We start from the raw sequence: 26,906 nt of genomic DNA, 5'->3' as shown, positions 1-26,906 counted from the left end.
AATTAACTAAGAAAACATATATCAAAAATGGAGGATATCAATCATGGCATTGAACATCGAAAACATCGTTGCTGAATTAGAAACTGCAACTATTTTAGAACTTAATGATCTTGTAAAAGCAATCGAAGACAAATTCGGCGTAACTGCTGCTGCTCCTGTAGCTGTAGCTGCTGCTGGTGCTGCTGCTGGCGGTGCTGACGCTAAATCCGAATTCGACGTAATTCTTAAAGACGCTGGTGCTTCCAAAATCAACGTAATCAAAGTTGTACGTGAAGCTACTGGTTTAGGCTTAAAAGAAGCTAAAGCTATCGTTGACGGCGCTCCTGCTGCTGTTAAAGAAGGCGTAGCTGCTGCTGACGCTGAAGCTTTAAAAGCTAAATTAGAAGAAGCTGGCGCTACAATCGAATTGAAATAATCGATAAGCGTATAACAAAGCCCCTTAAACACTTGTGTTTGAGGGGTTTTCTTTACGTATAATTCTTCTAATATTCTTGATATGATACGGTCTTTGTCTATAATATATGAGAGGAATAGGATAAGATTGTGGAATGCATCATGGGTATTAAAAAAGATACTTACATATGTATGATGGAGTCCATATCCATTTTATTCGATGTATGATATACTATATACTATATAAGTCTACAACAATACTATGAATACTAACAAGATTGAAAATAGATAATATCATGATTATTGGGTATTAAATAAATAGATATATTAAACGATAGAATAGTACTGTTAGAATAGAGGAGACTATGAAACTAATTATATCCCCTAGTAAAACAAAAGATATAAAAGGCACTCCTAGTGGACCTATGTTTGCATCATATATGACGGAGCAAATTGTGAAACACATGCAAGGTGTATCAAAAGAAGGTCTAGGGAAGGCTTTAAAAATAAAAGATACAGTTTTAGATGAAGTATATGATTTTTATCAAAATTATGACAAAGAAGTAGAAGGTATGGCAGCGCTTAGCTATGACGGGCTATCTTTCAAAAATTTTGATTATGATGGACTTTCAGAGGAAGGAAAAGCATTCGCCAATACCCATGTATGGATAGGGTCTGCCTTGTATGGCTTAGTAGCCCCTAACAGTGGTATCAAAGGATATCGGCTGGATTTAATTGATCCTGTATTGAAAGAGGAAAAAACAAATCTCTATGCCTGGTGGCAACCTTTAGTGGATGCCGCTGTAGGTGAGGAAGATTGGATACTCAATTTGGCATCTAAGGAATATTCTAAATGGATTAACCATCCTAAGATGGTAACCATAGAATTTTTAGAGCATCGTAATGGTGTGTGGAAGCAGCTTAGTACATCGTCAAAACAGATGCGTGGTTCATTGGCACATTATATCTGTGAACATCAAGTGACAGAACTTTCACAGTTACCAAAAGAATTAAAAGGATTTGTATTGGATCCATTGCCTACAGCTATAGATGGGTCAATTACCATTGCCTATCGTAAGGAATTATAAGTATTACATGTGTTCTAATAGAGGAATTATGACAGTAGATAGTATTTTACAAAAAGACCTTGTCGGCGACGAGTGGTTAACGGAAGAGGAGTTACGATTTCTCATGACCATTACGGATGAGGAGACATTACAAAGAATATATAAAAAAGCCTATGAAGTAAAAGCTGCTTATGTAGATAAGGTAGCCTATTACCGTGGACTCATTGAGTTTTCCAATCGTTGTATCAAAAACTGTTTATATTGTGGTATCCGTCATGAAAACAGTAAAACGGAGCGCTTTGATATGTCTCGTGATGACGTATTAAAAATGGCACAATGGGCCTATGACCATGAGTATGGCTCTTTAACATTACAGTCCGGAGAACGCACGGATGATGCCTTTGTAGATTATGTGGTGGATTTAATTCGTGATATTAAAAAGTTAAGCAACAATGAGCTAGGCATCACCATGTGTGTAGGGGAGCAATCGGAAGCCGCATACCGACGTATGCGTGAAGCAGGTGCAGACCGGTATCTTCTTCGCATTGAAACGACGAATAAAGACTTATTTGAGATGATCCATCCTAAGGATGCCTTACACTCCTTTGAGACACGTGTGAATTGCTTGAAGTCTTTGCGCAAGGTAGGATTTCAGGTAGGTACAGGGGTTATGATTGGTTTACCAGGACAAACACTAGATGATCTTGTCAACGACATTTTATTCTATCGTGACATGGATATCGATATGATTGGTATGGGACCGTATGTGGTACACCATGATACTCCTCTAGGGCAACGTGCTTTGGAGTTAGGCATAGACTCACAAGAGGGTAAACTAGAGCGGGTGCAGTTAGGATTAAAAATGATTGCCTTAACACGTCTATTCTTAAAAGATGTTAATATTGCAGCTACCACAGCATTGCAAGCTTTAGACAAACTAGGTCGTGAAAAAGGATTGGCGGCTGGAGCGAATATCTTAATGCCTATCATTACAGTACCAGAGCATCGTGCGAAGTATTTATTATATGATAATAAGCCATGTGTGGATGATAATGCAGACCAATGTAAAGAGTGTTTAACTCGTCGCGTTATGTCTATTGGTGATCGTGTAGGTTGGAAACAGCAAGGTAATTCACAACATTATAAAAAACGAATTCGATAATTTTATGTGAGGTGACTGATGAATTTATTAAATGAAATATTACGACATAATCGAGAATTTCTAGACAGTACGACCAAAGAACATGGGGATGAGCCACCAACAGTAAGTAAGGTGCCAACTCGTGAAATTGCGATTTTGACGTGTATGGATACGAGATTAGTAAACTTTATGGAGCAGGCTCTCGGCATTGAACGGGGTCATGCAAAGGTGATTAAATCGGCGGGTAACTCCATTTCAGGTATGTTTGATAGCGTGGTACGTAGTTTGTTAGTTTGCATCTATGAGCTAGGAGTATCTGAAATTTTTGTGATCGGTCATTATGAGTGCGGTATGGCGAAAACTACTTCTGAAAGTTTGACTACAGCCATGTTATCGCGTGGTGTAGCACCTGAGGCGATTCAAATGGTGCGTCACGAATTAGAGCATTGGGCCGATGGATTTTCTCACCCAGTAGATAATGTACAAGAAACGGTGAGCATGCTTCGAATGAATCCGTTGATACCCAAAGATGTGGCAGTTCATGGATTAATGATGCATCCAAATTCTGGAGAAGTAGAAGTTGTAGAAGTTGGCTATGAACTTTAAAAAAGAATTGACAAATTGAATCTTTCTATGGTATTCTTAGTAAGTATCATGGAGGATTACTCAAGAGGCTGAAGAGGACGGTTTGCTAAATCGTTAGGTCGGGTTACCGGCGCTAGGGTTCGAATCCCTAATCCTCCGCCACAGGACAAGAGCACATATGTTATACATGTGTGCTTTTTGTTTTCTATTTTATCAAAAATCGTCAAATAAACGTCAAAAAGTTATATCTAACATGCTTGTTAGTTATGATTAAATTTGATTTAATAAAAATACTATAAAAAGTGTTATAAAAAATAGTTTATGAGATAATAACTATCTGTCATTTCACAAATGTTCTGGACTCTTGTATACTACAGACATGCAATAAGAGTACACTTAACAGGAAGAGTAGAGTGTTATCACAAGGAAGGAAGTAACTAATATGAGTTTAGTAACAGCATGGATAGAAAATTTAAAAAAACATCGTTTAGAAGCATGTGAAGCAAGTCAATGTAAAGATAATAGCATTAAAGGCTGGCCACATCCTTGGACTTCTGAATTACAAGATGAAGAAGTTGTAGAAGTGTTTGTAGCAGAATGCTGCAGCCATTAATTTAGCGTACTTTCCCTTTATATAGAGGACTCCAACAAGAAGCACAAAAAACCACGGTGAAGGAAGACACCGTGGTTTTTTGTTGCTTATGTTAGAAACTGAGTATCCTTTAGTTAAAAGGTTTAAGTCAGAAGCCTTATTTGATGATTAGCAATCGTGTATATGTGAGATGTAACCCTTACTCTTCAGATATATTTGCGGTATAGGGCAATTCTACCATACGAACATCTTGCAATTGCCAAGTTAAGTTACCACCAGTTAGATTCGTCAAATCAGCTTCTAAGGAGGCCACAGCTTCTGGTTCTACATAGATTTCAATAGATACTAGATCTGTAAACGATGCTGTATAGTGAAGCCCTAGAGTTTGTAGTTGGCGCTCTATGGCTCCAAAGTTAGAATAATCTATGGAGATAGTCACAATTTGACGAGGTGCAATGAGTAGTTTAGGTCCTTCTTGGACAGCCTTGGCTGCACTATGAGAGTACGCACGAATGAGTCCTCCTGCACCTAACTTAATACCTCCGAAATAACGAGTAACTACGACAGCTACGTTTGTAATGCCTGTTTTTTTTAATACTTCTAGCATCGGTTTTCCTGCCGTCCCTGAGGGCTCTCCATTGTCAGAGGAACGCTGTTGTTCTTGGCGAGGGCCGATAGCATAGGCGGTGCAGTTGTGAGTAGCATCCCAAAATTCTTTGGATATACGTTGGATAAATGTTTGTGCTTCTGCTTCAGTAGTAACAGGAGCGATAGTAGAAATGAAACGTGACTTTTCTATGATATATTCAGTTCTAAATTCATTAGCTATGGTGATATAAGATTGTGGAATGTCTGACATAGGAACTCCTGGATAAGAATAATAAAAATGAGCTTACAATCGTTGAATACCTATAGTATAACATAAGTTAGTGGAACACTGTTGCTATACGAAATATAGAGTGTTAGATCTGTATAATCGGACAGCATAATACGGACAGGATACAATAGTTTGTGTAAACACGGTGGGTTAGACAATCGATAGCTATTAAATCGGTGTAAGCCATATACTGCGAGATTTGTATAGTCCATGTACTATGAAATAGGTTGGATATATGTTAATATATTTATATTGAGAAATTTAAATATCTTTCATATAGAACCATATATCATTAGGAGGAATCATGCGTAAAGAAGAATTTTCTATTATTGGCATGCACTGCGCTGCTTGCGTAGGGCGTGTAGAAAAAGCAGTTAGCAAATTAGATGGTGTAGAAGATGTGAAAGTCAATTTGCTCACCAATAAAGGAACTGTAACGTATACAGAAGATAGCACAATAGGTGCTACAGAAGTCATCGCAGCCATTGAAAAAATAGGCTTTGGTGCGCATGTGGCTGCGGATGAAGGCGTGATGGTAGAACCGCCATCCCATAAAAAACAATATATACGACTAGGCGTAGCAGCGCTCATGTCTATCCCTATGATGGTATCCATGGTGGGACACTATCTATGGCATTGGCCGATGTTATCTCATGAAATTGAATTAGTCTTAGCTACGATCGCTCAATTTGGTACAGGTTGGATTTTTTACACGGGTGCTTTTGCGGCGATTCGGAGTGGTACACTTACTATGGATGTACTAGTAGCATTGGGGACTTCTGTAGCATATGGATTTAGTATTTACCAAATGGCGGTAGGGAATCATGATCTCTATTTTGAAACCTCTGCGTGGCTTATTACATTTATTTTGCTAGGTAAATTATTAGAGGATATCGCTAAGGGTCGTACGTCTGAGGCTATTCAAAAATTAGTGGCATTACAACCTAGCGTGGCCCATGTGGAACGCAATGGGGAGTGGATGGACATTCCTACGAAGGAGATTGTCCTAGGTGACAAAATCCAAGTACGGGCCGGCGAAAAAGTGCCAGTAGATGGAATTATTTTAGAAGGTCATTCCACAGTGGATGAAGCTATGTTGACAGGTGAAAGCGTACCTGTAGAAAAAGGTCAGTCTAGTCAAGTCATAGGCGCCACAGTTAACATGTCGGGCACATTTATTATGAAAGCCACTGCTATTGGGGAGGAAACTATGTTATCCCAAATCATCAAAGTAGTGGAACAAGCACAAGCATCTAAAGCGAGCATTCAGCGTATCGCGGATGTGGTAGCATCCTATTTTGTGCCGGTAGTTATCGGTATTGCCATTCTTACCATGATTATTTGGTATTTTGTATTAGGATCTACGGTAGGAGAGGCTTTATTATATGGCACAGCTGTGCTTGTAATTGCCTGCCCGTGCGCCTTGGGCTTGGCGACACCCACATCCATCATGGTAGGTTCAGGCCTTGGGGCAGAACATGGTGTGCTTATTAAAAGCGCAGAATTTTTAGAAAAAGCAGGTCATATCAATGCCATCATCATGGATAAAACTGGGACTTTAACAGAAGGAAAGCTATCTGTTACGAAAGTGATATATACAGCAGGTGATGAAATGTATAACTTAGCTTTCACAGTGAATCTTGAAAAAGGTTCTACTCACCCTATTGCACAAGCCATTGCTAAATACGGTGCTAGCAAAGGCGTGCCACAAATGATCGTGAAAGACTTCCAAGATATTCCAGGAAAAGGATTGGAAGGACGTATAGCGGATAAATTGATTCGGGTTGGTCATACTCGCTGGATGCAAGAACTAGGTGTTGATATCACGCCATGGCAAGCGGAGATCCACAGTCTGGAAGAACAAGGCAATTCTGTATCCGTCTTGTTAGTAGACGGCACAGTACACGGTATTTGGGCTGTAGCAGATACATTGCGTCCAGAAACTCCTGAGGTTGTAAAGGCTTTACAAGAGCAAGGCATCGATGTGTGGATGGTCACAGGAGACAATGCGCGCACAGCGAACTATATAGCTGCCCAAGCAGGAATTACTCACGTAGTAGCGGAAGTACTGCCACAAGATAAAGCAAATACCATCGCCACATTACAAAGTCAAGGGAAATCCGTTGGCATGGTGGGAGATGGTATTAATGATGCACCAGCCTTAGCGCTAGCAGATATTGGATTTGGTATCGGTCATGGTACGGACGTAGCCATTGAGGCGGCGGATATCGTATTAGTGCGAAATGATTTGCGTACCTTAGTACAAGCCGTGACGATTAGTCGTAAAACGATGACAAATATTAAACAAAATTTATTCTGGGCATTGATCTTTAACTGCATTGGTATTCCATTGGCAGCCATAGGGTATTTGAGCCCTATCATTGCCGGAACCGCCATGGCATTTAGCTCTGTTACTGTGGTAAGTAATGCATTGCGGTTAAAACGTGCAAAAGTGTAATCATCAGCCTATATGATGATCCGGAGAAGTTCATAACTTTATTGTAATATCTATGGAATAGGACATACATGGATATTCAACGTATGATCTACAATAAAAAAGGACTATAACAAATACGATTTAGGTACGATTTGTTATAGTCTTTTTTAGAAATATGATACCAAATGTTGAGACTATGTATACGCGAGTGGTCAGTCATAGTTTTAACACAAAAATAGAACCCCAACTCAAGGGAAGAAGAGTTGGGGTTTTGTTTCGGACATCGTCCTATCTATTTCACTCAAAGGTTGGGGTATATTCTAATAGTATGGGCGTACGTATTTGAATCAACCTTTTTTGTGCTTACATTTACCAGCTGTGTTGCCGCTCATAATGCGGTTGAACATAGCATGGATTTCCTCGGAAGATTGACCTTCTTCACGAGCTGCTTCAATATGACGCATTGCCATATCGTAGCGTGCTAATTTTTCTGGATCGTTCGCGTAAAATTCGCGACCTTTGTGTCCACATGCCATAGGAATAGCCTCCTTTTACAATATAGTTTATACTTATTAACTTGCTCATTGAGAACTCCTGTACATCTAGTACCTGTCCTCTGTTATTATAATAAAGTATATGGTTGTGGTGGAGTCAACAAATAAAAAGAATTATTTTTAAAATTTCTCATATCTGTCATTAACTATTGATAGTATAAGGTTTATAGAACTTAAAAGGTTCTGGACTAGACTTTTTTATGAGAATTAATTTAATAATAGATAAAAATATATGAATGAAACTCAATATATTAAAAAGCCCATAGTTATGCTATAGTATAGGTGTAGTTAAAACTATATACCTATAGTTTAGTTTTGGCAAAATACTTATGTATTACAGGAAATGAAATAAAAGAAGTATTATAAAGATTACAGATAATACAGAGATTGCAAATATTGTAAATGTATTATAAGCAATACAAGTATTAAGAGGATTAAAGGCGTTACATGTATTAAATCTATTAGAAGACCTAAATGCCTGTTGGAAATACAGTAGAGAGGATAGTATTTATGCGAGATATTTACATGACCATTGGGGATGTGTCGAAAATCTATGGTATATCGAAACAAACAATTCTATATTATGAAAAATTAGGCTTGTTTCCACCCGCTAAGATTGAAGATAATGGATACCGTTATTACACATTAGAAGAGTGCTATCGGTTAGAAATCATTTTGACACTGAAAAAATTGAATCTATCCTTGAAAGATATCCAAGACTATGTGGAACATCGAGGTCCGCATATGTTGAAAACCTTATTAGAAGATGCACGCTATGGCTTTGATCGGGAGATTAATGATTTATATACAAATAAAATGAATTTAGAGAGAACCTTATTTAACTTAGAACGATATTTAAAAATACCTAAAAATCGATTGTTCTTTGGTATGAAAGAAGAATCTTTCTATGCACTAACTCCTTATGATGCAACAGAAAAAGGAAAGAAAAAGTTATTTACTTTATTAGAACATCAAGCTAGGCTTATAGAGGAAGTGCCTTTTAAAGCTATTCAAATTGGTATGGCTATCGATGGAGAAGACTATGAACAGGGAGATATCATCAAGTACAGCCATTATTGTACAGATGTAGGATTTGATTATGAAGGAGACATGGAGATTGTTACTCGTCCTAGAGGGATGTATCTGGAAATGTTTTATACGGGTCTTTATGAAGAACAGGCTCAGTGGATGTACGATAAAGTAAGTAATTATTTATCTTATGAGGGATTACAAATTGCAGGTTCCGTATATATAGAACCAGTACGGAATTATTGGACAGAGACAAAACGTGAAGACTATTTATCTAAAATTACAGTACCTGTTGAGGAATAGGTGAAACATGTATGCTGGAAAATTGGAAACAGAATATAAAAAATGAGTTACCATAAGACGCGATGCAATACAAAATATAAGATGTTGTGGTATAGATTATTTTGTGTGTAAAGGCAATTCACTTTACAACTATTGACAAGTTAGGTAAATATTGGTAATATAGGGTGTAAATATTTTTTGCTTGACAGATAATACTTTCAAAACGCTTAGAAGGAGGGACCATGGAAGAACGAATGACAATTAGTTTGTTGTTAGATTTTTATGGAGCCTTACTGACGGAGCGGCAACGAGAGTGTTATACTTTGCATCATGAAGATGATATGTCATTAGGTGAAATTGCAGAAGAAATGCATATCTCTAGGCAAGCTGTTCATGATAATATTGAACGAGCAAAAGCTAGTATGGAGGGGTATGAACAAAAGTTACACCTCATTGAACAATATTTACTACGGCGAAAGATTGTGAAACAGATTAGAGAAGAGCTGGTATCTGCTGCCATTACATCTGAATCGATTCAATCATTATTAACACAATTGGAGGGCTAGTATGGCTTTTGAAAATTTAACACATAAATTACAAGAAGCCTTTGCATCCTTAAAAGGAAAAGGTAAAATTTCTGAAGAAGATGTTAACCTAGCGTTACGACAAGTTCGGTTTGCTTTGTTAGAAGCTGACGTAAACTTTGGAGTAGCGAAAGATTTCATTGCCCGTATCAAGGATAAAGCCTTGGGTGAGGAAGTGTTTGGTTCCTTGAACCCAGCGCAAACGGTCATTAAAATTGTGAATGACGAATTAACCGAGTTATTAGGTGGCACTGAAAGTCGTATTATGATTTCTCCGAAACCTCCCACAATCATTATGTTGGTAGGTTTACAAGGGGCAGGTAAAACGACTACGGCTGGTAAGTTGTCTGTACATCTTCGTAAACAAGGTAAGAATCCAATGCTAGTAGCAGCCGATGTGTATCGTCCAGCAGCGATTAAGCAATTGCAAGTAGTGGGAGCTCAAATCGATGTTCCTGTATTTGCAAATGAAACGCCAGGTGCGAATCCTGTGGAGATTGCTAAAGCGGGTATTGAAGAGGCAAAACGCTTATTCAAAGACATTGTTATCATCGATACAGCAGGTCGCTTAGCCATTGATGAAACCTTGATGGATGAACTAGCCAATATCAAGGGTGAAGTAAAACCGCATGAAATCTTGCTAGTGGTGGATGCCATGATTGGTCAAGATGCGGTAGGCACAGCCGAAGCATTTAATAATTACTTAGGCCTTGATGGTGTCATTCTAACAAAAATGGATGGCGATGCCCGTGGTGGTGCAGCACTTTCTATTAAAGCTGTCACAGGTACGCCAATTAAGTTTACCGGTACTAGCGAAAAAATGGATGGTTTAGAAGTATTCCATCCAGATCGTATGGCATCTCGTATTCTTGATTTAGGCGATTTCAAAACGTTGATTGAAAATGTGCAAAGTTCTATCGATGAAGAAGAAGCGAAAAAAATGGCAGAGAAAATGGCCAAAAATAGCTTTACTTTAGATGATTTCTTAGCGCAAATGAACCAAATACGCAAATTGGGGCCCTTGCAAAATATCTTAGGCATGTTACCAGGTATGGGGAAATTGAAGGACCAATTAGCAGGTTTTGATTTAGATAATAAAGAAGTGCGTCAAATTGAAGCTATCATCAAATCTATGACGATGGCAGAACGTACGAATCCTAATATATTGAATGGATCTCGGCGCAAACGTATTGCGGCAGGATCTGGCACTACAGTGCAGCGAGTAAATCAACTGATTAAACAGTTCGAGGATGCTCGTAAGTTTATGAAGCAGATGCAGTCTATGAGCAAAGGTAAGAAGGGGATGTTCCCTAAATTACCGTTCATGGGATAATATTCTATTTAAGGAGGTGAAAGAAGAATGTTAAAAATCCGTTTAACTCGTTTAGGTGCTAAAAAAGCTCCTTTCTATCGTATCGTTGTTGCTGACTCCCGCGCTCCACGCGAAGGTCGTCCAGTTGATACAGTAGGTCAATACGATGCTACTAAAAACCCAGCAATCGTTAATATTGACGAAGAGAAAGCATTAGAATGGTTGGGTAAAGGTGCACAACCTACTGATACTGTTCGCTCCTTGTTCAAAAAACATGGTGTTATGCAAAAATTTGCTGACGCTAAAAAATAATTAATAGAGAGGCGTACTGTGATGCAAGAATTAATTACATTAATTGTTCAATCATTAGTTAAGCAACCTGAAGCCGTTTCTGTTACTATGGAGGTTCGCGATCAAGTGGAAGTCTATGAAATCCGTGTCGCTCCTGATGATATGGGTAAAGTAATTGGAAAGCAAGGTAAGATTGCGAAAGCGATTCGCGCTGTGGCTAAAGCAGCGGCTATTAAAGAGAACAAGAAGATATCCGTTGATATTGTCTAAAAGGGTGGTAACATGGAAGAAATGACATTACGCGTACCCGTGGCAATTAAGTCTAAGGTTACGGACACTTTAAAAAACAAAATTATTGCTGATTTACAACAACAAATGGATATGGTAGATCAAGATTTACAACAAATCGAATTCCAAGCTAAACGTTTGTTAAGTGAACAAGCAAAAATTGATGCACAAGGTTTAATCCAATTGCGTCAACAAATCGAGGAAGAAAAGCAACAACGCGTAGCTTTCAAAGCTCAAGTAGCAGAGCGTTTGAAAGAAGCAGAAAAGCTTGAAATTGGTTCTGAAATTGCCCAAGGTCAAATGGAGCAAACTATTACTGTGAAAATCGGTGATAATTTAGATGCTCTTATGGGATCTGAAATTTTGCTAGAAGATGGCAAAGTTGTGGCATTCCGTCAATAATGGATACACAAGAACTGATTACCATCGGTGTGATCGTCGCTCCGCACGGTGTGCGGGGCGATGTTCGTATATTACCGAGAACAGATTTTCCTGAGCGGTTTATGAAAATGGATGGATGCTACATCAATGGTCAACTATACCATATTACATCTGCAAAATTTCATAAACAGTTTATCTTGGCTACTTTTAAGGAGTTACCTGATCGTACAGCTGTGGAGCGTTTAGGTAAGCAAGAAATTAAAGTGCCAAGAAAAGATTTGGTGGAATTGCCAGAAGATAGATATTATATCTTTGAAATCGAAGGCCTTGCCGTAGAAGATACAGAAGGTAATGATTTAGGCATTGTAAAAGAAGTACTACAACCTGGTGCAAACGATGTGTATGTAGTCGCTAAAGAGGGGGAGCCAGATTTATTATTACCAGCTTTGAAAACAGTGGTATTAACCATTGATATTGAAGGTGGTAAGATGATCGTAGATCCTCCAGAATGGTTGTAATAGAAAAGTCCCTTGTACTGAGTGCAATGATGCGTTCAGTACAGGGGACTTTTTGTGGTTTTATACATATATAGGACTGGTGGTGAAATCATAATGACTACCTCGATAATTAGGATTATCTACAGTCATTCGCCATAGTTTACTAGCTAGTTGATCTTGCTCACACAGTACTTTAGTAGTACCTGTTGCACTTTGGCAAAAAGGAGCCCATTTTTGGACGATAGGGATAGAGGCGCGCTTTTCTTTTAGATATTGACGACCTCGGTCGTTGAAAGCGAGCAGTCGCCCATAGGTAGGTCCTTGTTGGTGGCACTTTTGGAATATCTCTTTGGTGCGACGGAATAGGCTGTAGGTAGCGATACGATCGAGACGAGCGTAGGTATAGCGTTTTGATTTTAAACTTTCACGGACTTGGTCCCAAGAGGCGAGGGCGCTCGCAGTGAGCCATGCCTCCTCTAAACCGTCGCTCATATCTTGCAGAGTTTGCAAATCTTCTTTGCTTGATATACGGCTAGCGAAATGAATCATGTCATAATAGCGCTCTAAGCTAGCGTAATAGTTGGATTCTACAATATCCATAGCGAGAGGTGCTACCATAGGGGGCAAGTAGTGATGCCACTTGAAAGTGTCTTCTTCTAAAGAAGAGGTATCGATATCTAATTTATCTAATGAGATGGATGAATCAATTCCTAATGATGCATAAGGTGGGTAAGCAGTATCCAATACTTGCTGCTTGTCCTGAGAACGAAATAGACTAGAAGAGGTTTGCTTAGAGGAATAAATAGCGTTTCGTAAGGCTGTACCAGATGGAAACGAATTATCTAAGGTTGGATTGTGATGGGAACTAGTCCGTTTCACGGGAATGATGTCTAACCCGATATGATAGCGATGTAAGGCGCGTATGTATTCAATACCTAGGATAGTATTAGGGTCAGAGTCCAATATAGACATATGGTTTGAGGTTTCTAATCCATTGATTTCTAAGTGAAGTCCTTGCACTGCTTTACGAAGAGCTGTGCCATAAGAGTACCCTTGCCCTAAAAGAGTACCCAACGATTTTTGCGTGCTAGGATGATCGAGAGCTTTGGCGATGGATACAAGTTCCTCTACTTGTGTATGGTTGGCACCAAATGAGATAGCGTCACACCCTAGGGCATGTAATAATCTGACACCACTGGATGCAAAATATTCTGCAGAACTAACGGCGAACATAGAAGGTAGTTCAAAGACGATATCAGCACCGCCCATAAGAGCCCATTGGGCGCGGTGAAATTTAGAAAATATGGCAGGTGTCCCCCGTTGCACAAAGTCGCCACTCATCACAACGAGTAAAGTTGCTTCTGGATACTTTTGTCGTAAACCTTCTAGTTGGTGTGCATGTCCTTTATGAAAGGGATTATATTCTGCAATAATTCCGATGGTATTCATGGTTTAGTACCTCCTCTTATGTATAGTATAACAGACTATCTATTTGATTGATATGCGCAATAGTTATATGCGATAGAAGTGCTATGCATGGAAGAAGTCGTAAAAAAGGGTAGAAAAAAACGTGAATTTAATGTTATAATTGGGTGTAGAAAATGTGTCTATTAGAGGTAATTATATGAAACAATATATCATAGCCCTTGGTTTAGGGATGGTGTTGTTCTTGGGTGGCTGTGGTAGTCAACAAGCCATCGATACCTATAGTTTTGGTCAGAAAGTCATCAATGTAGGTCAATCTGAAGTGATTGTGGATTCTCCTTTTGACTTCGGTCAGTTGGATAGAATTACAGCTAATGAAAAGGGACAACCTTTGACCATCTATGCAGGACTAGATAAAAATTATGGTGTCTATGTAAGTGCTACACAGGCTTCTACAGGAGCACCATTGCCAACGCTAGAAGAGGGCGCAAAATTAGGACAACAAGCTTTGGTGAAAGAATTAGGCCAAACGGGTGCTAATATACCATGGGACCAAGAGCAAGTGCAGGTGGACGGCGTACAGGCTGTGAAATCTACGATGCTAGCAGGTGCTAATGGACAAAAAATTAGGTTTACTCAGTATACTTTCATTAATAAAGGTGTACTGTGGAATATACGCTATTCATACAGTGATAGTTCCCCACAAGGAGAAGAAATCAATCAACGTGTGAATGGGCACATTCAAGTTACTAAGAAAGAGGGATAAGACATGAACGTTTTAGTTGTAAACTGCGGTAGCTCCTCCTTGAAGTATCAATTAATTGATATGGAGCATGAAGTTGTATTGGCGAAAGGTCAATTTGAAAAAATCGGTTCCGATGATGCTATTTTCACTCATCGCCGTCCAGATGCTGACAAATTAGAACGCATCGAACCAGTAGCTGACCACAAAGTGGCGTTACAAGTCTTATTGGATATTTTAGTTGATCCAGAACATGGCGTGATTGGTTCCATGGATGAAATCGACGCTGTAGGTCATCGTGTAGTACATGGTGCTGAAAAATTTGCTGATTCCGTATTAATTACACCAGCAGTGATGGAAGCTTTGGAAGAATGCGCAAAAATCGCTCCACTTCACAATCCTCCAAATATCCAAGGTATCGAAGCATGCCAAAAAATTATGCCAAATGTACCACAAGTTGGTGTATTTGATACAGCATTCCATCAAACAATGCCAGCTGAGGCATTCTTATATGGTCTTCCATACGAAGCATACACTGATTTAGGTGTTCGCCGTTATGGTTTCCATGGTACTTCCCACAAATATGTGGCACAACGTGTAGCTGAATTGATGGGTAAACACATGTCCGATCTTCGTATCGTATCCTGTCACTTAGGTAATGGTTCTTCTGTTACTGCAATCAAAGGTGGTCGTTCCATCGATACTTCCATGGGTTTCACTCCATTGTCCGGTTTAATCATGGGTACTCGTTGTGGTGATATTGACCCAGCTATCGTACCTTACTTGATGGAAAAATGGGATATGACATACCATGAAATCGATGCTATCATGAATAAAAAATCTGGCGTATTCGGTATTTCTGGCGTTTCCAATGACTTCCGCGTTATCGAAGAAGCTGCTGAAGAAGGCAATAAACGTGCTCAATTAGCATTGGATATGTTCCATTACAAAGTACGTGCTACAATCGGTGCTTACGTGGCTGTTATGGGTGGCGTTGATGCTATCGTATTCACAGCTGGTATCGGTGAAAATGGTATTGGCAACCGTGACGCAATCTGCAATGGTTTAGAATACTTAGGTACTCGTATTGACCCTGAACGCAACAATGTTCGTGGTAAAGAAGCGGAAATCAGTGCAGAAGGTTCCAAAGTTAAAATCTTTGCAATCCCTACAAATGAAGAAATCATGATCGCTCGTGATACAAAACGTATTACAGCTCCATTAGTGATGAAAAACTGGTAATCTTTGATTACTTGTGAAAGAGTCTCCTCTATGAGGGGGCTCTTTTTTGTTGACAAATGCTTTCATCGGTTGTTATTCTAACAGTAGGATGATGATACTGTTGATGAAAGGATGAGATCATGTCTATACAATATCAAGAACAATCGAAACGATCCAAAGCTGGCATTGCATTAGTTACTGTATTTATTGTGATAGCATTGGGAGCGTTGGCATATAGTGTATGGCGCTATGTGGAGTTAGGTAGTATAGCCTTAGCGGAAATATTAATAGAAGGAATGATTTTATTTGTCCTTGTATCGCAGGCAGTGGGGACCTATACATTTAGGTTGACCGAATCGGATCTCATCATTGATGAGGTAGGCTTGTTAGGAAAGAAACGAATGGTCATTCCGTATGCAATGATCAACGGGGTCTACCAATTTAAACAATCCATGATGCCCCCATTGAAATTCCGCTATAAATATCGTAAATTATCGTCCACTGATGATCGCCCTGTATGGGCCTTAGCTTACTCAGTGGTAGAAGGGAAAAAGTTAAAACATGGCCGTGTGTTATTAAAAGCAGAACAAGAGTTGTTTGATGTTTTAGCGCAGCATGTACCGAATTTGATACAGGTGAAAGAAGACCAAGTTGTCTTTCATGCGTATCTAAGAGAAGATGCTTTCAAACATGGAGAAGATTTTGCGATCTATGCAGCCAATGTATATGGGCAAGGTCAAGCGGGTGCAGAGGATGTGAAAGAATAAGCTTTTCTTAGTATAGGTTAGAAAGGGAGTTTACCCTAAGCAGATTGTTATCATTAGACCTCGACTGAGGTGGAATCTGTGGGAGAAGTTGGATAAAGTTTGAACAAAATAAAAGGATTTTTCTAATCTATAGAGAATTTATAGTATAAAGAAAGATATATGAGTGCCCACGATGGGTACATAGTGATGCGTCACACTCTTTGGAGTGTGGCGTGTTGTCGTTTATAGGGCTAAAGGATGTACTTTCAAATGTTGGAGGAATTATGTTGGATTTACAATCATATCAAATGCCACGAGAAAAATTCATTGCCTTAGGAGCTGAAGCGTTAGAATTAGAAGAATTATTAGCCATTTTATTGCGTACGGGATGCAAAGGTTTCACCGTCTTAGAAGTGGCTCATGAAGTGGTGAAACGCATGGAAGGATTGGTAGGAGGCTTGAACAATGTTACCGTAGATGCTTTGCGAGAAATTGATGGCATTGGGCAAGACAAGGCGGTGACTATTTGTGCGGCTATCGAACTGGGCAGACGTCTAGGACAGATGAAAGTGAAACGAGATTGGGAAGATTTTAGCACTCCGGAGGCGGCGGCTAATTACATGATGGAACGTCTTCGTCATAAAACAGAAGAACACTTTTATGTCTTATTACTGACGGTAAAAAATAAATTGATTAAGCCTGTTCTGATTTCTAAAGGAGGATTGACTAGTAGTACGGCGGAGCAAAGAGCAGTATTCCGTCAAGCTATCGATGCCAATGCGGCGGCTATTATTTTGATGCATAACCATCCATCAGGAGATCCTACCGAGAGTAGTGATGATGTACGGGTGACAAAAATATTTGCTAGAGCTGGTGAGGTGATGGGTATCCCTGTGTTAGATCATATCATTATTGGTGATGGTATCTATGTAAGCTTATTAGAAAAAGGGATACTATAGGTGCAGATGTTCTATAAATTTGCTATAATTAAATGATTGGAACAATGAAAAGAAATCAGAGGTTATAGCGTGCGAATTATTGGAATAGATCCAGGCTATGCGATTTGTGGATATGGTATCATCGATGTCATTGGAAGCTCTTTAAAACCTGTTACCTATGGAGTGATAACCACAGAGGCAAAAACGCCAGAAGCAAGCCGGTTAGAAATTATATTTAATGAACTAAGCGATATTTTAGAAGAATTTCGCCCTCAAAAGTTTGGTATAGAAAAATTGTACTTTGCCCGCAATGTAACGACGGGTATCGGCGTAGCACAAGCAAGAGGTGTTACCTTATTGGCGGCGAGTCAACAAGACTTACCAATTTACGAATATACACCATTGCAGGTGAAACAATCTGTGGTGGGCTATGGAAAAGCTACAAAAGAGCAGGTCACGTATATGACAATGAACTTATTGGGGATTCGTGAAAAAATTAAGCCTGATGATGCGGCTGATGCCTTAGCGATTGCTATATGTACAGCCCATAGTTCCCATACAGATACATTGAAGCAAATTTTACAATTGTGAGGAGTTTATGATTGCATATATAAAAGGGGTTGTCACCCATCGATTGCTAGATTCGGTGTACGTGAATGTCCATGATGTGGGCTATCGTGTGTACGTACCTAGTTCAGTGCAAAGTCAGTTGCAAGTAGGTGAAGAAACTTGTTTATTCACGTATACTAATGTTCGTGAAGATGCTATTCAGTTATATGGCTTTTTGACGATGGAAGATTATGAGTTGTTTTTACTGCTCATCTCCGTATCAGGAGTGGGACCTAAATTGGGGCTTGGCATTTTATCGGCCATAAGTCCAGAACATTTTGTAGGACTCATCATTAGTGGTGATACAAAAGGTCTTCAGAAATTGCCTGGTATTGGTAAAAAATCAGCAGAGCGATTGGTGCTAGAGTTAAAAGATAAAATTGAAAGCCTCGGTATTGCAGGAACTTTCACACCAACGGGAAGAATTTCACCAGTAGAACAAGTGCCTGTAGGTACTACCGAAGAAGTGCTAGAAGCACTTATGGCATTAGGATACAGCGCACAAGAAGTGCAGCCGGTAATCCAAGAAGTTTACGATGGCACACAAGAAGTACCAGTCTTATTAAAACAAGTATTAGCGGCATTGGGTAAAGGGCGATAAGAATGGATCAAGAAAATCGAATTGTAACCATGCAAGAACGGGAGGAAGACAATTGGCAATTTAGTCTTCGTCCTCGCTATTTAAAAGAATATATTGGACAAACACAGGCAAAGGAGAATCTTCATATTTTTATTGAAGCGGCCAAGCTGCGAGGAGATACTTTGGACCATGTCTTACTCTATGGACCTCCAGGGTTAGGGAAAACCACCTTGGCAGGAATTGTTGCTAATGAATTGGGCGTAAACTTCCGAGTTACCTCTGGACCAGCCATAGAACGAGCTGGCGATTTGGCAGCTTTATTGAGTAATTTGCAGCCGGGAGATGTACTGTTTATCGATGAAATCCATCGTTTATCTCGCTCTGTAGAAGAAGTGCTATATTCTGCTATGGAAGATTATGCTTTAGATATCATTATTGGTAAAGGTCCGAGTGCTAGATCGGTGCGCATTGAATTGCCTAAATTCACGCTGATTGGTGCCACAACACGAGCAGGATCTTTGGCGGCACCGCTACGTGATCGCTTTGGTGTGATTAGCCGTTTAGAATATTACAAGCAAAATGAGCTAGAGTTTATTGTGAGCCGTTCTGCTGATATTTTAGATATTCATATGGATCCAGAAGGAGCTAGTGAAATCGCTCGTCGTTCTAGAGGAACCCCTCGTATCGCGAATCGCTTGTTGAAACGTGTCCGTGATGTAGCACAAGTATTGGGTGATGGTGTGATTACAAAAGAAATTGCAGATCAGGCCTTACAGCGATTAGATATTGATAAGCTAGGTCTAGATCGTATAGATAGACGCATTTTAAGCACTATCATTGAAAAATTCGATGGTGGGCCTGTAGGGGTGGATACGATTGCAGCCTCTGTGAGTGAGGAACGTGAAAGTGTTGAAGATGTGTATGAACCATATTTGATGCAACTTGGTTTGTTGGCGCGCACAAATCGTGGGCGTATTGTCACTCCTGCTGCCTATGACCACTTGGGAATCCCTAGAAAGGTGGATGCATGAGAAAGGTAGGATATCGCTATGTGGCGATAGCGGTTATAACAGCTGTATTAGGAAGTGCACCTTTTGTAGGCGCAGCAGCATCGCAAAAGGAAGTGCCGAAACGTACAACAGTGAAAGCTACTTTTGTGAAACCGAATGAAAGAAAAGGTTCGGTAGCATCAAAACGGGTGGTTTTTAAGCCTGCTATTAAAGTGACGAAAGCGACGAAAACAACACCTCAAGAGACAATCAGAGTGCAAGAAAATACTGACAAACAAGCAAGAGTATCTAATGTTGTACAAGAGGTCAAGAAAGGTTCTAGTGGAGGGCCTGTGATACGAGTGTTGCTTGGGCATAGATCACAATCTTTTTCCATTAGTAGTGCTATGCCTATGGTTGTTCTAGATAGACGTGGACATCAAGTGCAAACTATCAAAGAAAATCAGACTGTGACAGTTTCGAGTGGAGGCGGTTCAGTACATATAAATGGACATAGTATTGATAAGTCAATTACTATTCAAAATACACAAGGTAGATATGGATCTGAATTGCAAACATTAGGAAAAACCTATCGAGGCGCGGTGACAGTACATGCTAATACATCAGGATCCATGAGTGTTATTAATGTACTGGGGTTAGAACAATATGTACAAGGTGTAGTACCAGAAGAAGTGGTACCTAGTTGGCCTACGCCGGCCTTAGAAGCACAAGCAGTGGCAGCTAGGACCTATGCCTTGCACTCCATGAAGAGCAAACAAAATAGTATGTATGATATTGGAACTACTACAGCTGACCAAGTATATGGAGGGAAAAGTAGTGAGTTTGTAAGCACAAATACAGCGGTAAAGCGTACACATGGCATGGTTCTCACGTATCAGGGCCAACCGATTAATGCTCTTTTTCATTCCGATGGAGGTGGCTATACAGAGGATAGCGTGAACCTATGGGGTAATGATTTGCCCTACTTAAAAGGGGTGCAAGATTACTCGAATCATGAGGGTACAACCGTATGGAATGTCATTACCAGCCGTCAAAGTATAGAACAAAAATTAGCAGCAGCTAGCAAATCGGTAGGGTACTTACAGAAAATTGAATTATCTCCATTGGCAGATCGACCTATGAAAGTACAAGATCGAGGGGTTTCAGGACGTGTAAAAACAATGAAATTTGTAGGTGAAAAGGGCTCTATATCGCTTACAGGAGAACAGGTGCAAGGGATATTTGGCTTAAAGTCCACCTTATTTGATTTTTATGTAGGACAAACACCGCCGAGTCGGATTCAGGGGTCTTCTGTAAAAGCTAACCATACGTTTAGTAAAGCGAATCAGACTGTGACAATTCATGGATATGGTTGGGGACATGGTTTGGGACTTTCACAGTGGGGAGCGGCGGAAATGGCTAGCCGAAAAGAGGCAAGTCAGCCTGATTATTATAAAGTGATTTTACAACATTATTACCAAGGTACGGCACTTACGAAACTGTACAATTAATGAGGAATAGTATGAAAGTATCTGATTTTAATTATGATTTACCTGAGGAACTCATTGCACAACATCCGGTAGAACCACGGGATACGTCGCGATTGATGACCTTGGACAAGGTAAGTGGAGAGATATGCCATAAAGCATCCTTTCACTCCATACTAGATGAACTATCTGAAGGGGATGTGTTAATCTTTAATAACACTAAGGTTATCCCTGCTCGTTTGTATGGAGAACGTAAAGGGACAGGTGGTAAGGTAGAAGTACTACTGTTAACGCCCAAAGGAGAACATCTTTGGGAGTGTCTGGTAAAGCCAGGGAAAAAATGTCTAAAGGGGCAACTCTTATCCTTTGGTCCTAATCTAGAGGCTGAGGTTATAGACCATACAGATTTTGGCGGTCGACTGATTCAATTTAAGCCGAACGGTAATTTTGATGAGATTATTAATGATATTGGGGAAATGCCATTACCTCCGTATATCCATGAAAAACTAGAAGACAAAGATAGATATCAAACGGTATATGCCAAAGAAAAAGGATCCGCAGCAGCCCCCACAGCAGGCTTACATTTTACACCGGAATTATTGGATGAAATTCAGCGCAAAGGGGTACAAGTTGGATTTGTTACATTGCATGTAGGGTTAGGTACATTCCGCCCTGTGTCGGCAGAATCCATTGAAGACCATGATATGCATAAAGAGTTTTATCACGTGTCAGAAGAAACTGCAGAGCTGGTGAATCGTGCCAAAGCGGAAGGACGAAGAGTGATTGCCGTAGGAACTACATCGGTGCGTACATTAGAATCAGCAGCGACCGAGGTAGGTCATGTAAGGAGTGGGTCTGATTGGACTCAAATCTTTATTTATCCTGGCTATGAGTACAAGATGGTAGATGCGTTGATCACTAACTTTCATCTGCCACAGTCTACCTTACTCATGCTTATTAGTGCCTTAGCTGGTAGGGAGCATTGTTTGGCAGCCTATGAAGAGGCAGTCCGTGAAAAATATAGATTTTTTAGCTTTGGTGACGCAATGTTCATTCGATAAGTTGAAAGTTGTGTTATAATACAGAAGTAATAAAGGAGTGTGTATATGGCGATTAGATATGAATTGCAAAAACAATGTCCCCACACAGGTGCACGGGCAGGGTTATTGCATACTCCTCATGGGACATATGAAACACCGATGTTTATGCCCGTTGGGACACAGGCGACGGTGAAAACATTAGCCCCAGAGGAGCTGAAAGCGATGGGCTCTCAAGTTATCTTGAGTAATACCTATCATTTATTCTTGCGCCCAGGTCCAGAACTAGTAGAAGAGGCTGGAGGCTTGCATAAATTTATGAACTGGGATCAAGCTATTTTAACGGATAGTGGAGGATTCCAAGTGTTTAGCTTGGGCAAATTGCGCAAGATTACTGAAGAAGGGGTTAATTTTAGATCCCATTTAGATGGGTCGAAAAAATTTCTCTCTCCTGAGGTGGCCACTAAGGTACAAGAACAATTAGGTTCTGATATTATGATGGCATTCGATGAGTGTATTCCATACCCTGCGGATCATCGATATGCAGATGCATCAACAGCACGGACCACACGTTGGGCAGAACGTTGCCAAGAAGCACGTCGTTCTAAGAATCAAGGCATGTTTGGTATCGTTCAAGGTGGTATGTATAAAGACCTTCGTGAAAGAAGTGCCAAAGAGTTAGTGGATATGGACTTTGAAGGGTATAGCATTGGTGGCCTTTCGGTAGGGGAACCACATGATTTGATGTATGAAGTACTAGAATATACAACACCATTGTTGCCTACCAATAAAGCTCGTTATTTGATGGGTGTTGGTACTGCTGACTGCTTAGTGGAAGGGGTAGCTCGTGGAGTAGATATGTTTGACTGTGTATATCCAACACGAGTAGCGCGGAATGGTATGGCCATGACATGGAAAGGGCGATTGAATTTACGCAATGCTTCTTTCATGCGTGACTGGGGTCCGATTGAAGAAGGTTGTGGCTGTTATGCGTGCCAAAACTATTCAAGAGCTTATATTCGACATCTATACAAGGCAGAAGAAATTTTAGCTTTCCGATTGGTGTCGTATCATAATTTATATTTCTTACTAGAATTTATGCGTCAAATGCGTAAAGCTATCCTAGAGGATCGCTTTGTAGCATTCCGCGAAGAGTTCTGGCAGTATTTTACTAAATAGGAGGACTTATGGATTTCTTAGAATTTTTCCAAGGACAAACAGGGCAAGCGATTCTACCACTGTTGATTATGGTCGTGATTTTTTACTTCTTGTTATATCGTCCGCAAAAGAAACAACAAAAACAACGTCAAGTGTTATTGAACAGCCTTAAAAAAGGTCAAAAAGTATTGACTGTTGGTGGTATTTATGGTGAAATTGTTTCCTTAACAGAAGATACATTAGTGTTACAAGTATCTGAAAAAGTGGAAATGAAATTTGCTCGTACAGCCATAGCTCAAGTTCTTGGAAAGGAACAGAAGTAATGGATAAAACGGCATTGCGTAAGAAGTTTTTAGAACGTCGTCGCAATGTACAAGTCCAAGAGGTTGCAATTTGGTCTCAACAATTAGATGATCGACTTTGGTCTATTCCTACAATATCTGATGCAGAGCATATTATGGCGTACTTGGCTATGCCTAAAGAAGCCAATGTAGATATGTTGATTACAGAAGCATTGCAACAGGGTAAGTATGTATATGTGCCTGTGTGTGTGACGAAGACAGATATGGTAGGAGTTCGCATACAGAGTTTAGAAGACCTTGATAGGGGAACTTTGGGAATACGGATTCCTAAAGAACCGTATGTAGTTGTAGAACCTCAAATATTGGATTGTATTCTCGTTCCTGGTCTAGCCTTTGATCGTAGAGGGGGCCGCATGGGAATGGGAGCTGGATATTATGACCGATACTTACAACAGATTGCTGTAGAGAACCGAATCGGTATAGCCTGGGATAATCAAATTTCAGAAGAAATGTTACCCATGGCACCTCATGATGAGTGGATGCATACCATTGTGACCCCATCAGAGAGTATCCATTGTTATAAAGAATAGGAGGGAATCCATTGAACACAAAAGCAGCTTTACGCTTTTTCGGCGTAGTAGCAGTGATTTTAGGCCTATTTATTTGGCTCATTGGACCACTTGCTAACTCCATTAAACAAGGGTTGGATTTACAAGGTGGTACTCACATTGTATTAGAAGCGCAAGATTCTGGCCCTAACGTGGTTACAGATGATGCAGTAGAACGGGTTATTCAAATCTTAGGCCGTCGTATTAATGAAATGGGTTTAACTGAGCCTATCATTCAACGAGAAGGTAAAAAACGTATCATTATCGAATTACCTGGTGAAAAAGATCCACAAAAAGCCATCGAAACAGTTGGTAAAACGGCGGTTCTTGAGTTCCGTGATGAAAATGGAAAAGTCCATTTAGATGGTAATGACTTAAAAGATGCAAAAGAACAATTAGAAGGTAAACAAGCATCCGTTAATATCCAATTAACAGATGAAGGGGCGAAAAAATTCGGCGCCTTAACAACAGCTAATATTGGTCGTCACATCGGCATTTATTTGGATGGTGAGCAATTGACAAATCCAGTGGTCAACGAACCAATTACTGGTGGTAGTGCTCGTATTACTGGTAGCCGTGACTTGGAAGAAGCGAAAAGCTTAGCTATTTTACTACGTTCTGGTGCATTGCCTGTAAAAGTAGAAGTTATGGAAGTGCGTACCGTTGGTCCTACCTTGGGTCAAGACTCTAAAGATAAATCTGTCGTAGCTTTTGGTGTTGGTATTGCCTTAATCATTGTATTTATGCTTGTTTTATACAGATTGTCTGGATTCGTAGCGACGATCGCTTTATTGGTGTTTGTGTTAATTTTGGTAGCAATCTTAGGGCCGCATGCTTTGAATGCGACCATGACCTTGCCGGGTGTAGCTGGTATTATCCTCAGTATGGGGGTTGCCGTGGATGCGAATATCCTAATCTTTGAACGGTTCAAAGAAGAAGTGGTGGAAGGTAAAACATTACGCATGTCCATGGAATCTGGTTTCCGTCGTGCTTTTGATACGATCTTTGATGCGAATACATCCGTTATGATTACAGCAGTGATCCTCATTGTTCTTGGTAGTGGCCCTGTAAAAGGTTTCGCCATCAACTTAGCATTAGGGGTTATAGTATCTATGTTTACAGCTGTATCCATGAGCCGTACCTTAATGCATATGCTTATTGCAGCACAAATTACGAATCGTCCATTCTGGTATGGTTCTAACGTATCTCCATCTGTTACAATTGAAGCATTTAAGAAAGGAGATAAGAAATAATGACATTTGATGTAATAAAACGTCATCGTTGGTGGTTTAGTATCTCCTCCATTGCGGTTATTCTAAGTATTATTTCCATGTTTATGTATGGATTTAACTTTGGTATCGATTTTACAGGCGGTACAATTGTAGAAGTGGAATTTAGCAAACCAGTACAGGTGTCTGCTGTACGGGAAAATTTGAAAGCCTTTGAATTAGAAAATGCAGTGATCCAATTATCTGGTGCAGATGCTACTGAATCAGAAGGTAAAACGGTAATGATTCGTACTCGTAACCTCGAGGCTAGTGAAAGTCAAGCTGTGGTAGCAGCATTGAATAAAAATCTAGCGGAAGGAACAGTAAAGCGTATTGAATCAGTAGGCGCTGTTATTGGATCTGAAGTAACAGAACATGCATTAACGAATTTATTAATTGCTTTCGTAGCGTTAGCTTTGTATATTACATATCGTTTTGAGTATCGTGTGGCCTTGTCATGTTTGGCAGCTATCTTCCATGACCTTATCATGGTATTGGGGATATTCTCTTTCTTCCATTTAGAAATTGATTCCTCCTTTTTGGCGGCGATTTTGACAGTTATCGGTTACTCTATGAACGAATCTGTCGTAATCTTTGACCGTATTCGTGAAAATACACATACCCATAAGCGTACAGATACATTTGCAGATCTTGCAAATGCAAGTATCCATCAAAGTATCCATCGTTCCTGCTATACATTATCCACAGTATTGTTCGCATGTTGTTCCTTGTACTTCTTTGGCGGGGATACAACAAAGAACTTTGCTCTATGTATGATTGTAGGTTTCGTCAGTGGTGCGTACTCATCCATTTGCGTAGCTACATCTTTGTGGGCAATTTGGAAATCCAATAATAAAAAAGATGCACGAAATCGTCTCTAATAAAGCTATTCTGTTTTGCTAGAATGCTTGATTGGTGAAAGGGAAACGAGCAACATATTCCTTCTCAAGCTATACAGTGGTTATGCTTGTTCAGGAACATGTTGCTCGTTTCTGCGTTTCGGCATTTAGGTAATAAGGATATAGCATAACGTTCTACGCAAAGATGGCATTCCTTGGTGGTGTCATTGGAAACAAGTAACATATTCCTTCCCGAACTGATACAGTGGTTAGGTTTGCTCTGGAGCATGTTGCTCGTTTCTGCGTTTCGGCATTTAGGTAATAAGGATATAGCAAAACGTTCTACGCAAAGATGGCATTCCTTGGTGGTGTCATTAGAAACGAGCAATATATTTCTTCTCAAGCTATACGGTGGTTATGCTTGTTTAAAAAATATTGGGAAAGGGGTTGCAAAATGTTTAAAAATATCATATAATACATTCAGTGCTTGAGACACAAGCACTTTTAATTTTCTCGAAAGTTATTAACTAAGAAAATTAAAAAGATTAAAAATAACTGTTGACATGATAGTGTGAATCTGTTATTATAATCTAGTCGCCACAACACAGTGTTGTAAAGGCGAAGTTGATCTTTGAAAACTGAACAAT

General features: G+C 39.8%; 30 protein-coding genes and 1 tRNA gene. 28 read left to right on the top strand and 3 right to left on the bottom strand.

What is annotated here, in order from left to right:
* The first annotated feature begins 43 nt into the window (after positions 1-43).
* From rplL to EO113_RS08160, 6 genes are all read left to right on the top strand, one after another.
* Positions 44-415, top strand: coding sequence for a 50S ribosomal protein L7/L12 (gene rplL, locus EO113_RS05035; RefSeq protein ID WP_009353354.1), 372 nt, complete (start codon positions 44-46; stop codon positions 413-415).
* Positions 416-758: 343 nt separating this feature from the next.
* On the top strand, positions 759-1,481 hold the full coding sequence (locus tag EO113_RS05030) for a YaaA family protein (RefSeq protein WP_127135703.1): 723 nt from the start codon (positions 759-761) through the stop codon (positions 1,479-1,481).
* Between the two features lie 28 nt (positions 1,482-1,509).
* The gene (gene hydE, locus EO113_RS05025) at positions 1,510-2,622 is read left to right on the top strand and encodes a [FeFe] hydrogenase H-cluster radical SAM maturase HydE (RefSeq protein WP_127135702.1); all 1,113 of its coding nucleotides are present in this window, start codon (positions 1,510-1,512) and stop codon (positions 2,620-2,622) included.
* An 18-nt stretch (positions 2,623-2,640) separates the two neighbouring features.
* Entirely contained in the window at positions 2,641-3,207 is a 567-nt protein-coding gene (locus EO113_RS05020; protein WP_009353427.1) for a carbonic anhydrase, read from the top strand.
* 50 nt (positions 3,208-3,257) lie between these two features.
* Positions 3,258-3,348 (top strand) — tRNA-Ser (locus tag EO113_RS05015).
* Positions 3,349-3,628: 280 nt separating this feature from the next.
* Positions 3,629-3,799, top strand: coding sequence for a hypothetical protein (locus EO113_RS08160; RefSeq protein WP_156439335.1), 171 nt, complete (start codon positions 3,629-3,631; stop codon positions 3,797-3,799).
* Between the two features lie 178 nt (positions 3,800-3,977).
* Here the strand turns inward: EO113_RS08160 and EO113_RS05010 are convergent, their stop codons facing one another.
* The gene (locus EO113_RS05010; RefSeq protein ID WP_127135701.1) at positions 3,978-4,637 is read right to left on the bottom strand and encodes a YigZ family protein; all 660 of its coding nucleotides are present in this window, start codon (positions 4,635-4,637) and stop codon (positions 3,978-3,980) included.
* A gap of 322 nt (positions 4,638-4,959) precedes the next feature.
* On the opposite strand from EO113_RS05010, the gene EO113_RS05005 reads away from it, so the two are divergent.
* Entirely contained in the window at positions 4,960-7,113 is a 2,154-nt protein-coding gene (locus tag EO113_RS05005) for a cation-translocating P-type ATPase (protein WP_127135700.1), read from the top strand.
* A gap of 326 nt (positions 7,114-7,439) precedes the next feature.
* On the opposite strand, the gene EO113_RS05000 is transcribed toward EO113_RS05005, so the two are convergent.
* Positions 7,440-7,628: a hypothetical protein gene (locus tag EO113_RS05000; protein ID WP_009353434.1), complete on the bottom strand. Its 189-nt coding sequence runs from the start codon at positions 7,626-7,628 to the stop codon at positions 7,440-7,442.
* Between the two features lie 528 nt (positions 7,629-8,156).
* Between EO113_RS05000 and EO113_RS04995 the strand changes: the two genes are divergently transcribed.
* The 7 genes from EO113_RS04995 (at position 8,157) to rimM (ending at position 12,331) form a co-directional block, all read left to right on the top strand.
* A complete protein-coding gene (locus EO113_RS04995) occupies positions 8,157-8,978 on the top strand; it encodes a MerR family transcriptional regulator (protein ID WP_164726332.1) in 822 nt (273 codons plus the stop codon).
* A gap of 221 nt (positions 8,979-9,199) precedes the next feature.
* Positions 9,200-9,523 (top strand): YlxM family DNA-binding protein, encoded by a 324-nt coding sequence (gene ylxM, locus EO113_RS04990; RefSeq protein WP_127135698.1) that lies wholly within the window; start codon positions 9,200-9,202, stop codon positions 9,521-9,523.
* 1 nt (position 9,524) lies between these two features.
* Positions 9,525-10,874 (top strand): signal recognition particle protein, encoded by a 1,350-nt coding sequence (gene ffh / locus EO113_RS04985; protein ID WP_009353265.1) that lies wholly within the window; start codon positions 9,525-9,527, stop codon positions 10,872-10,874.
* 27 nt (positions 10,875-10,901) lie between these two features.
* On the top strand, positions 10,902-11,165 hold the full coding sequence (rpsP, locus tag EO113_RS04980; RefSeq protein WP_009353289.1) for a 30S ribosomal protein S16: 264 nt from the start codon (positions 10,902-10,904) through the stop codon (positions 11,163-11,165).
* A gap of 21 nt (positions 11,166-11,186) precedes the next feature.
* Positions 11,187-11,414 carry a KH domain-containing protein gene (locus EO113_RS04975; RefSeq protein WP_009353402.1) on the top strand — a complete coding sequence of 76 codons (228 nt, stop codon included), beginning with the start codon at positions 11,187-11,189 and terminating at the stop codon, positions 11,412-11,414.
* A gap of 12 nt (positions 11,415-11,426) precedes the next feature.
* Positions 11,427-11,834 (top strand): YlqD family protein, encoded by a 408-nt coding sequence (locus tag EO113_RS04970; protein ID WP_009353329.1) that lies wholly within the window; start codon positions 11,427-11,429, stop codon positions 11,832-11,834.
* Entirely contained in the window at positions 11,834-12,331 is a 498-nt protein-coding gene (gene rimM, locus EO113_RS04965; protein WP_127135697.1) for a ribosome maturation factor RimM, read from the top strand. The genes EO113_RS04970 and rimM overlap by 1 nt, the downstream gene beginning before the upstream one ends.
* 60 nt (positions 12,332-12,391) lie before the next feature.
* On the opposite strand, the gene EO113_RS04960 is transcribed toward rimM, so the two are convergent.
* Entirely contained in the window at positions 12,392-13,759 is a 1,368-nt protein-coding gene (locus EO113_RS04960) for a nucleotidyltransferase family protein (RefSeq protein ID WP_127135696.1), read from the bottom strand.
* Positions 13,760-13,934: 175 nt separating this feature from the next.
* Here EO113_RS04960 and EO113_RS04955 point away from each other — a divergent pair, with 175 nt between their 5' ends.
* The 14 genes from EO113_RS04955 (at position 13,935) to secF (ending at position 26,301) form a co-directional block, all read left to right on the top strand.
* Positions 13,935-14,501 (top strand): hypothetical protein, encoded by a 567-nt coding sequence (locus tag EO113_RS04955; RefSeq protein ID WP_009353283.1) that lies wholly within the window; start codon positions 13,935-13,937, stop codon positions 14,499-14,501.
* A 3-nt stretch (positions 14,502-14,504) separates the two neighbouring features.
* Positions 14,505-15,719 carry an acetate/propionate family kinase gene (locus EO113_RS04950; RefSeq protein ID WP_062401717.1) on the top strand — a complete coding sequence of 405 codons (1,215 nt, stop codon included), beginning with the start codon at positions 14,505-14,507 and terminating at the stop codon, positions 15,717-15,719.
* Between the two features lie 119 nt (positions 15,720-15,838).
* On the top strand, positions 15,839-16,465 hold the full coding sequence (locus tag EO113_RS04945; protein WP_062401719.1) for a hypothetical protein: 627 nt from the start codon (positions 15,839-15,841) through the stop codon (positions 16,463-16,465).
* Between the two features lie 263 nt (positions 16,466-16,728).
* Complete coding sequence (gene radC, locus EO113_RS04940) at positions 16,729-17,403, top strand: DNA repair protein RadC (RefSeq protein ID WP_127135695.1); 675 nt, start codon at positions 16,729-16,731, stop codon at positions 17,401-17,403.
* A 69-nt stretch (positions 17,404-17,472) separates the two neighbouring features.
* Positions 17,473-17,973: a crossover junction endodeoxyribonuclease RuvC gene (gene ruvC, locus EO113_RS04935; RefSeq protein ID WP_009353415.1), complete on the top strand. Its 501-nt coding sequence runs from the start codon at positions 17,473-17,475 to the stop codon at positions 17,971-17,973.
* A gap of 7 nt (positions 17,974-17,980) precedes the next feature.
* Positions 17,981-18,592 carry a Holliday junction branch migration protein RuvA gene (gene ruvA / locus EO113_RS04930; protein WP_062401725.1) on the top strand — a complete coding sequence of 204 codons (612 nt, stop codon included), beginning with the start codon at positions 17,981-17,983 and terminating at the stop codon, positions 18,590-18,592.
* Between the two features lie 2 nt (positions 18,593-18,594).
* On the top strand, positions 18,595-19,602 hold the full coding sequence (gene ruvB, locus EO113_RS04925) for a Holliday junction branch migration DNA helicase RuvB (RefSeq protein WP_009353399.1): 1,008 nt from the start codon (positions 18,595-18,597) through the stop codon (positions 19,600-19,602).
* The gene (locus tag EO113_RS04920) at positions 19,599-21,071 is read left to right on the top strand and encodes a SpoIID/LytB domain-containing protein (protein ID WP_240633669.1); all 1,473 of its coding nucleotides are present in this window, start codon (positions 19,599-19,601) and stop codon (positions 21,069-21,071) included. Before ruvB ends, EO113_RS04920 begins: the two co-directional genes overlap by 4 nt.
* Before the next feature lie 11 nt (positions 21,072-21,082).
* A complete protein-coding gene (queA, locus tag EO113_RS04915) occupies positions 21,083-22,108 on the top strand; it encodes a tRNA preQ1(34) S-adenosylmethionine ribosyltransferase-isomerase QueA (protein ID WP_127135694.1) in 1,026 nt (341 codons plus the stop codon).
* Positions 22,109-22,153: 45 nt separating this feature from the next.
* Complete coding sequence (gene tgt, locus EO113_RS04910) at positions 22,154-23,263, top strand: tRNA guanosine(34) transglycosylase Tgt (RefSeq protein ID WP_062401731.1); 1,110 nt, start codon at positions 22,154-22,156, stop codon at positions 23,261-23,263.
* 8 nt (positions 23,264-23,271) lie between these two features.
* Entirely contained in the window at positions 23,272-23,565 is a 294-nt protein-coding gene (gene yajC, locus EO113_RS04905) for a preprotein translocase subunit YajC (RefSeq protein ID WP_009353379.1), read from the top strand.
* Positions 23,565-24,134 (top strand): 5-formyltetrahydrofolate cyclo-ligase, encoded by a 570-nt coding sequence (locus EO113_RS04900; protein ID WP_127135693.1) that lies wholly within the window; start codon positions 23,565-23,567, stop codon positions 24,132-24,134. The genes yajC and EO113_RS04900 overlap by 1 nt, the downstream gene beginning before the upstream one ends.
* An 11-nt stretch (positions 24,135-24,145) precedes the next feature.
* Positions 24,146-25,405 (top strand): protein translocase subunit SecD, encoded by a 1,260-nt coding sequence (gene secD, locus EO113_RS04895; protein WP_126940369.1) that lies wholly within the window; start codon positions 24,146-24,148, stop codon positions 25,403-25,405.
* Positions 25,405-26,301, top strand: a complete 897-nt coding sequence (secF, locus tag EO113_RS04890) for a protein translocase subunit SecF (protein ID WP_009353410.1) — start codon at positions 25,405-25,407, stop codon at positions 26,299-26,301. Before secD ends, secF begins: the two co-directional genes overlap by 1 nt.
* Positions 26,302-26,906 lie beyond the last annotated feature (605 nt).

This window comes from Veillonella sp. 3913 (assembly GCF_003992235.1).
Classification (GTDB): Bacteria; Bacillota; Negativicutes; order Veillonellales; family Veillonellaceae; genus F0422.
This window is presented reverse-complemented; position numbering and strand designations above follow the sequence as displayed.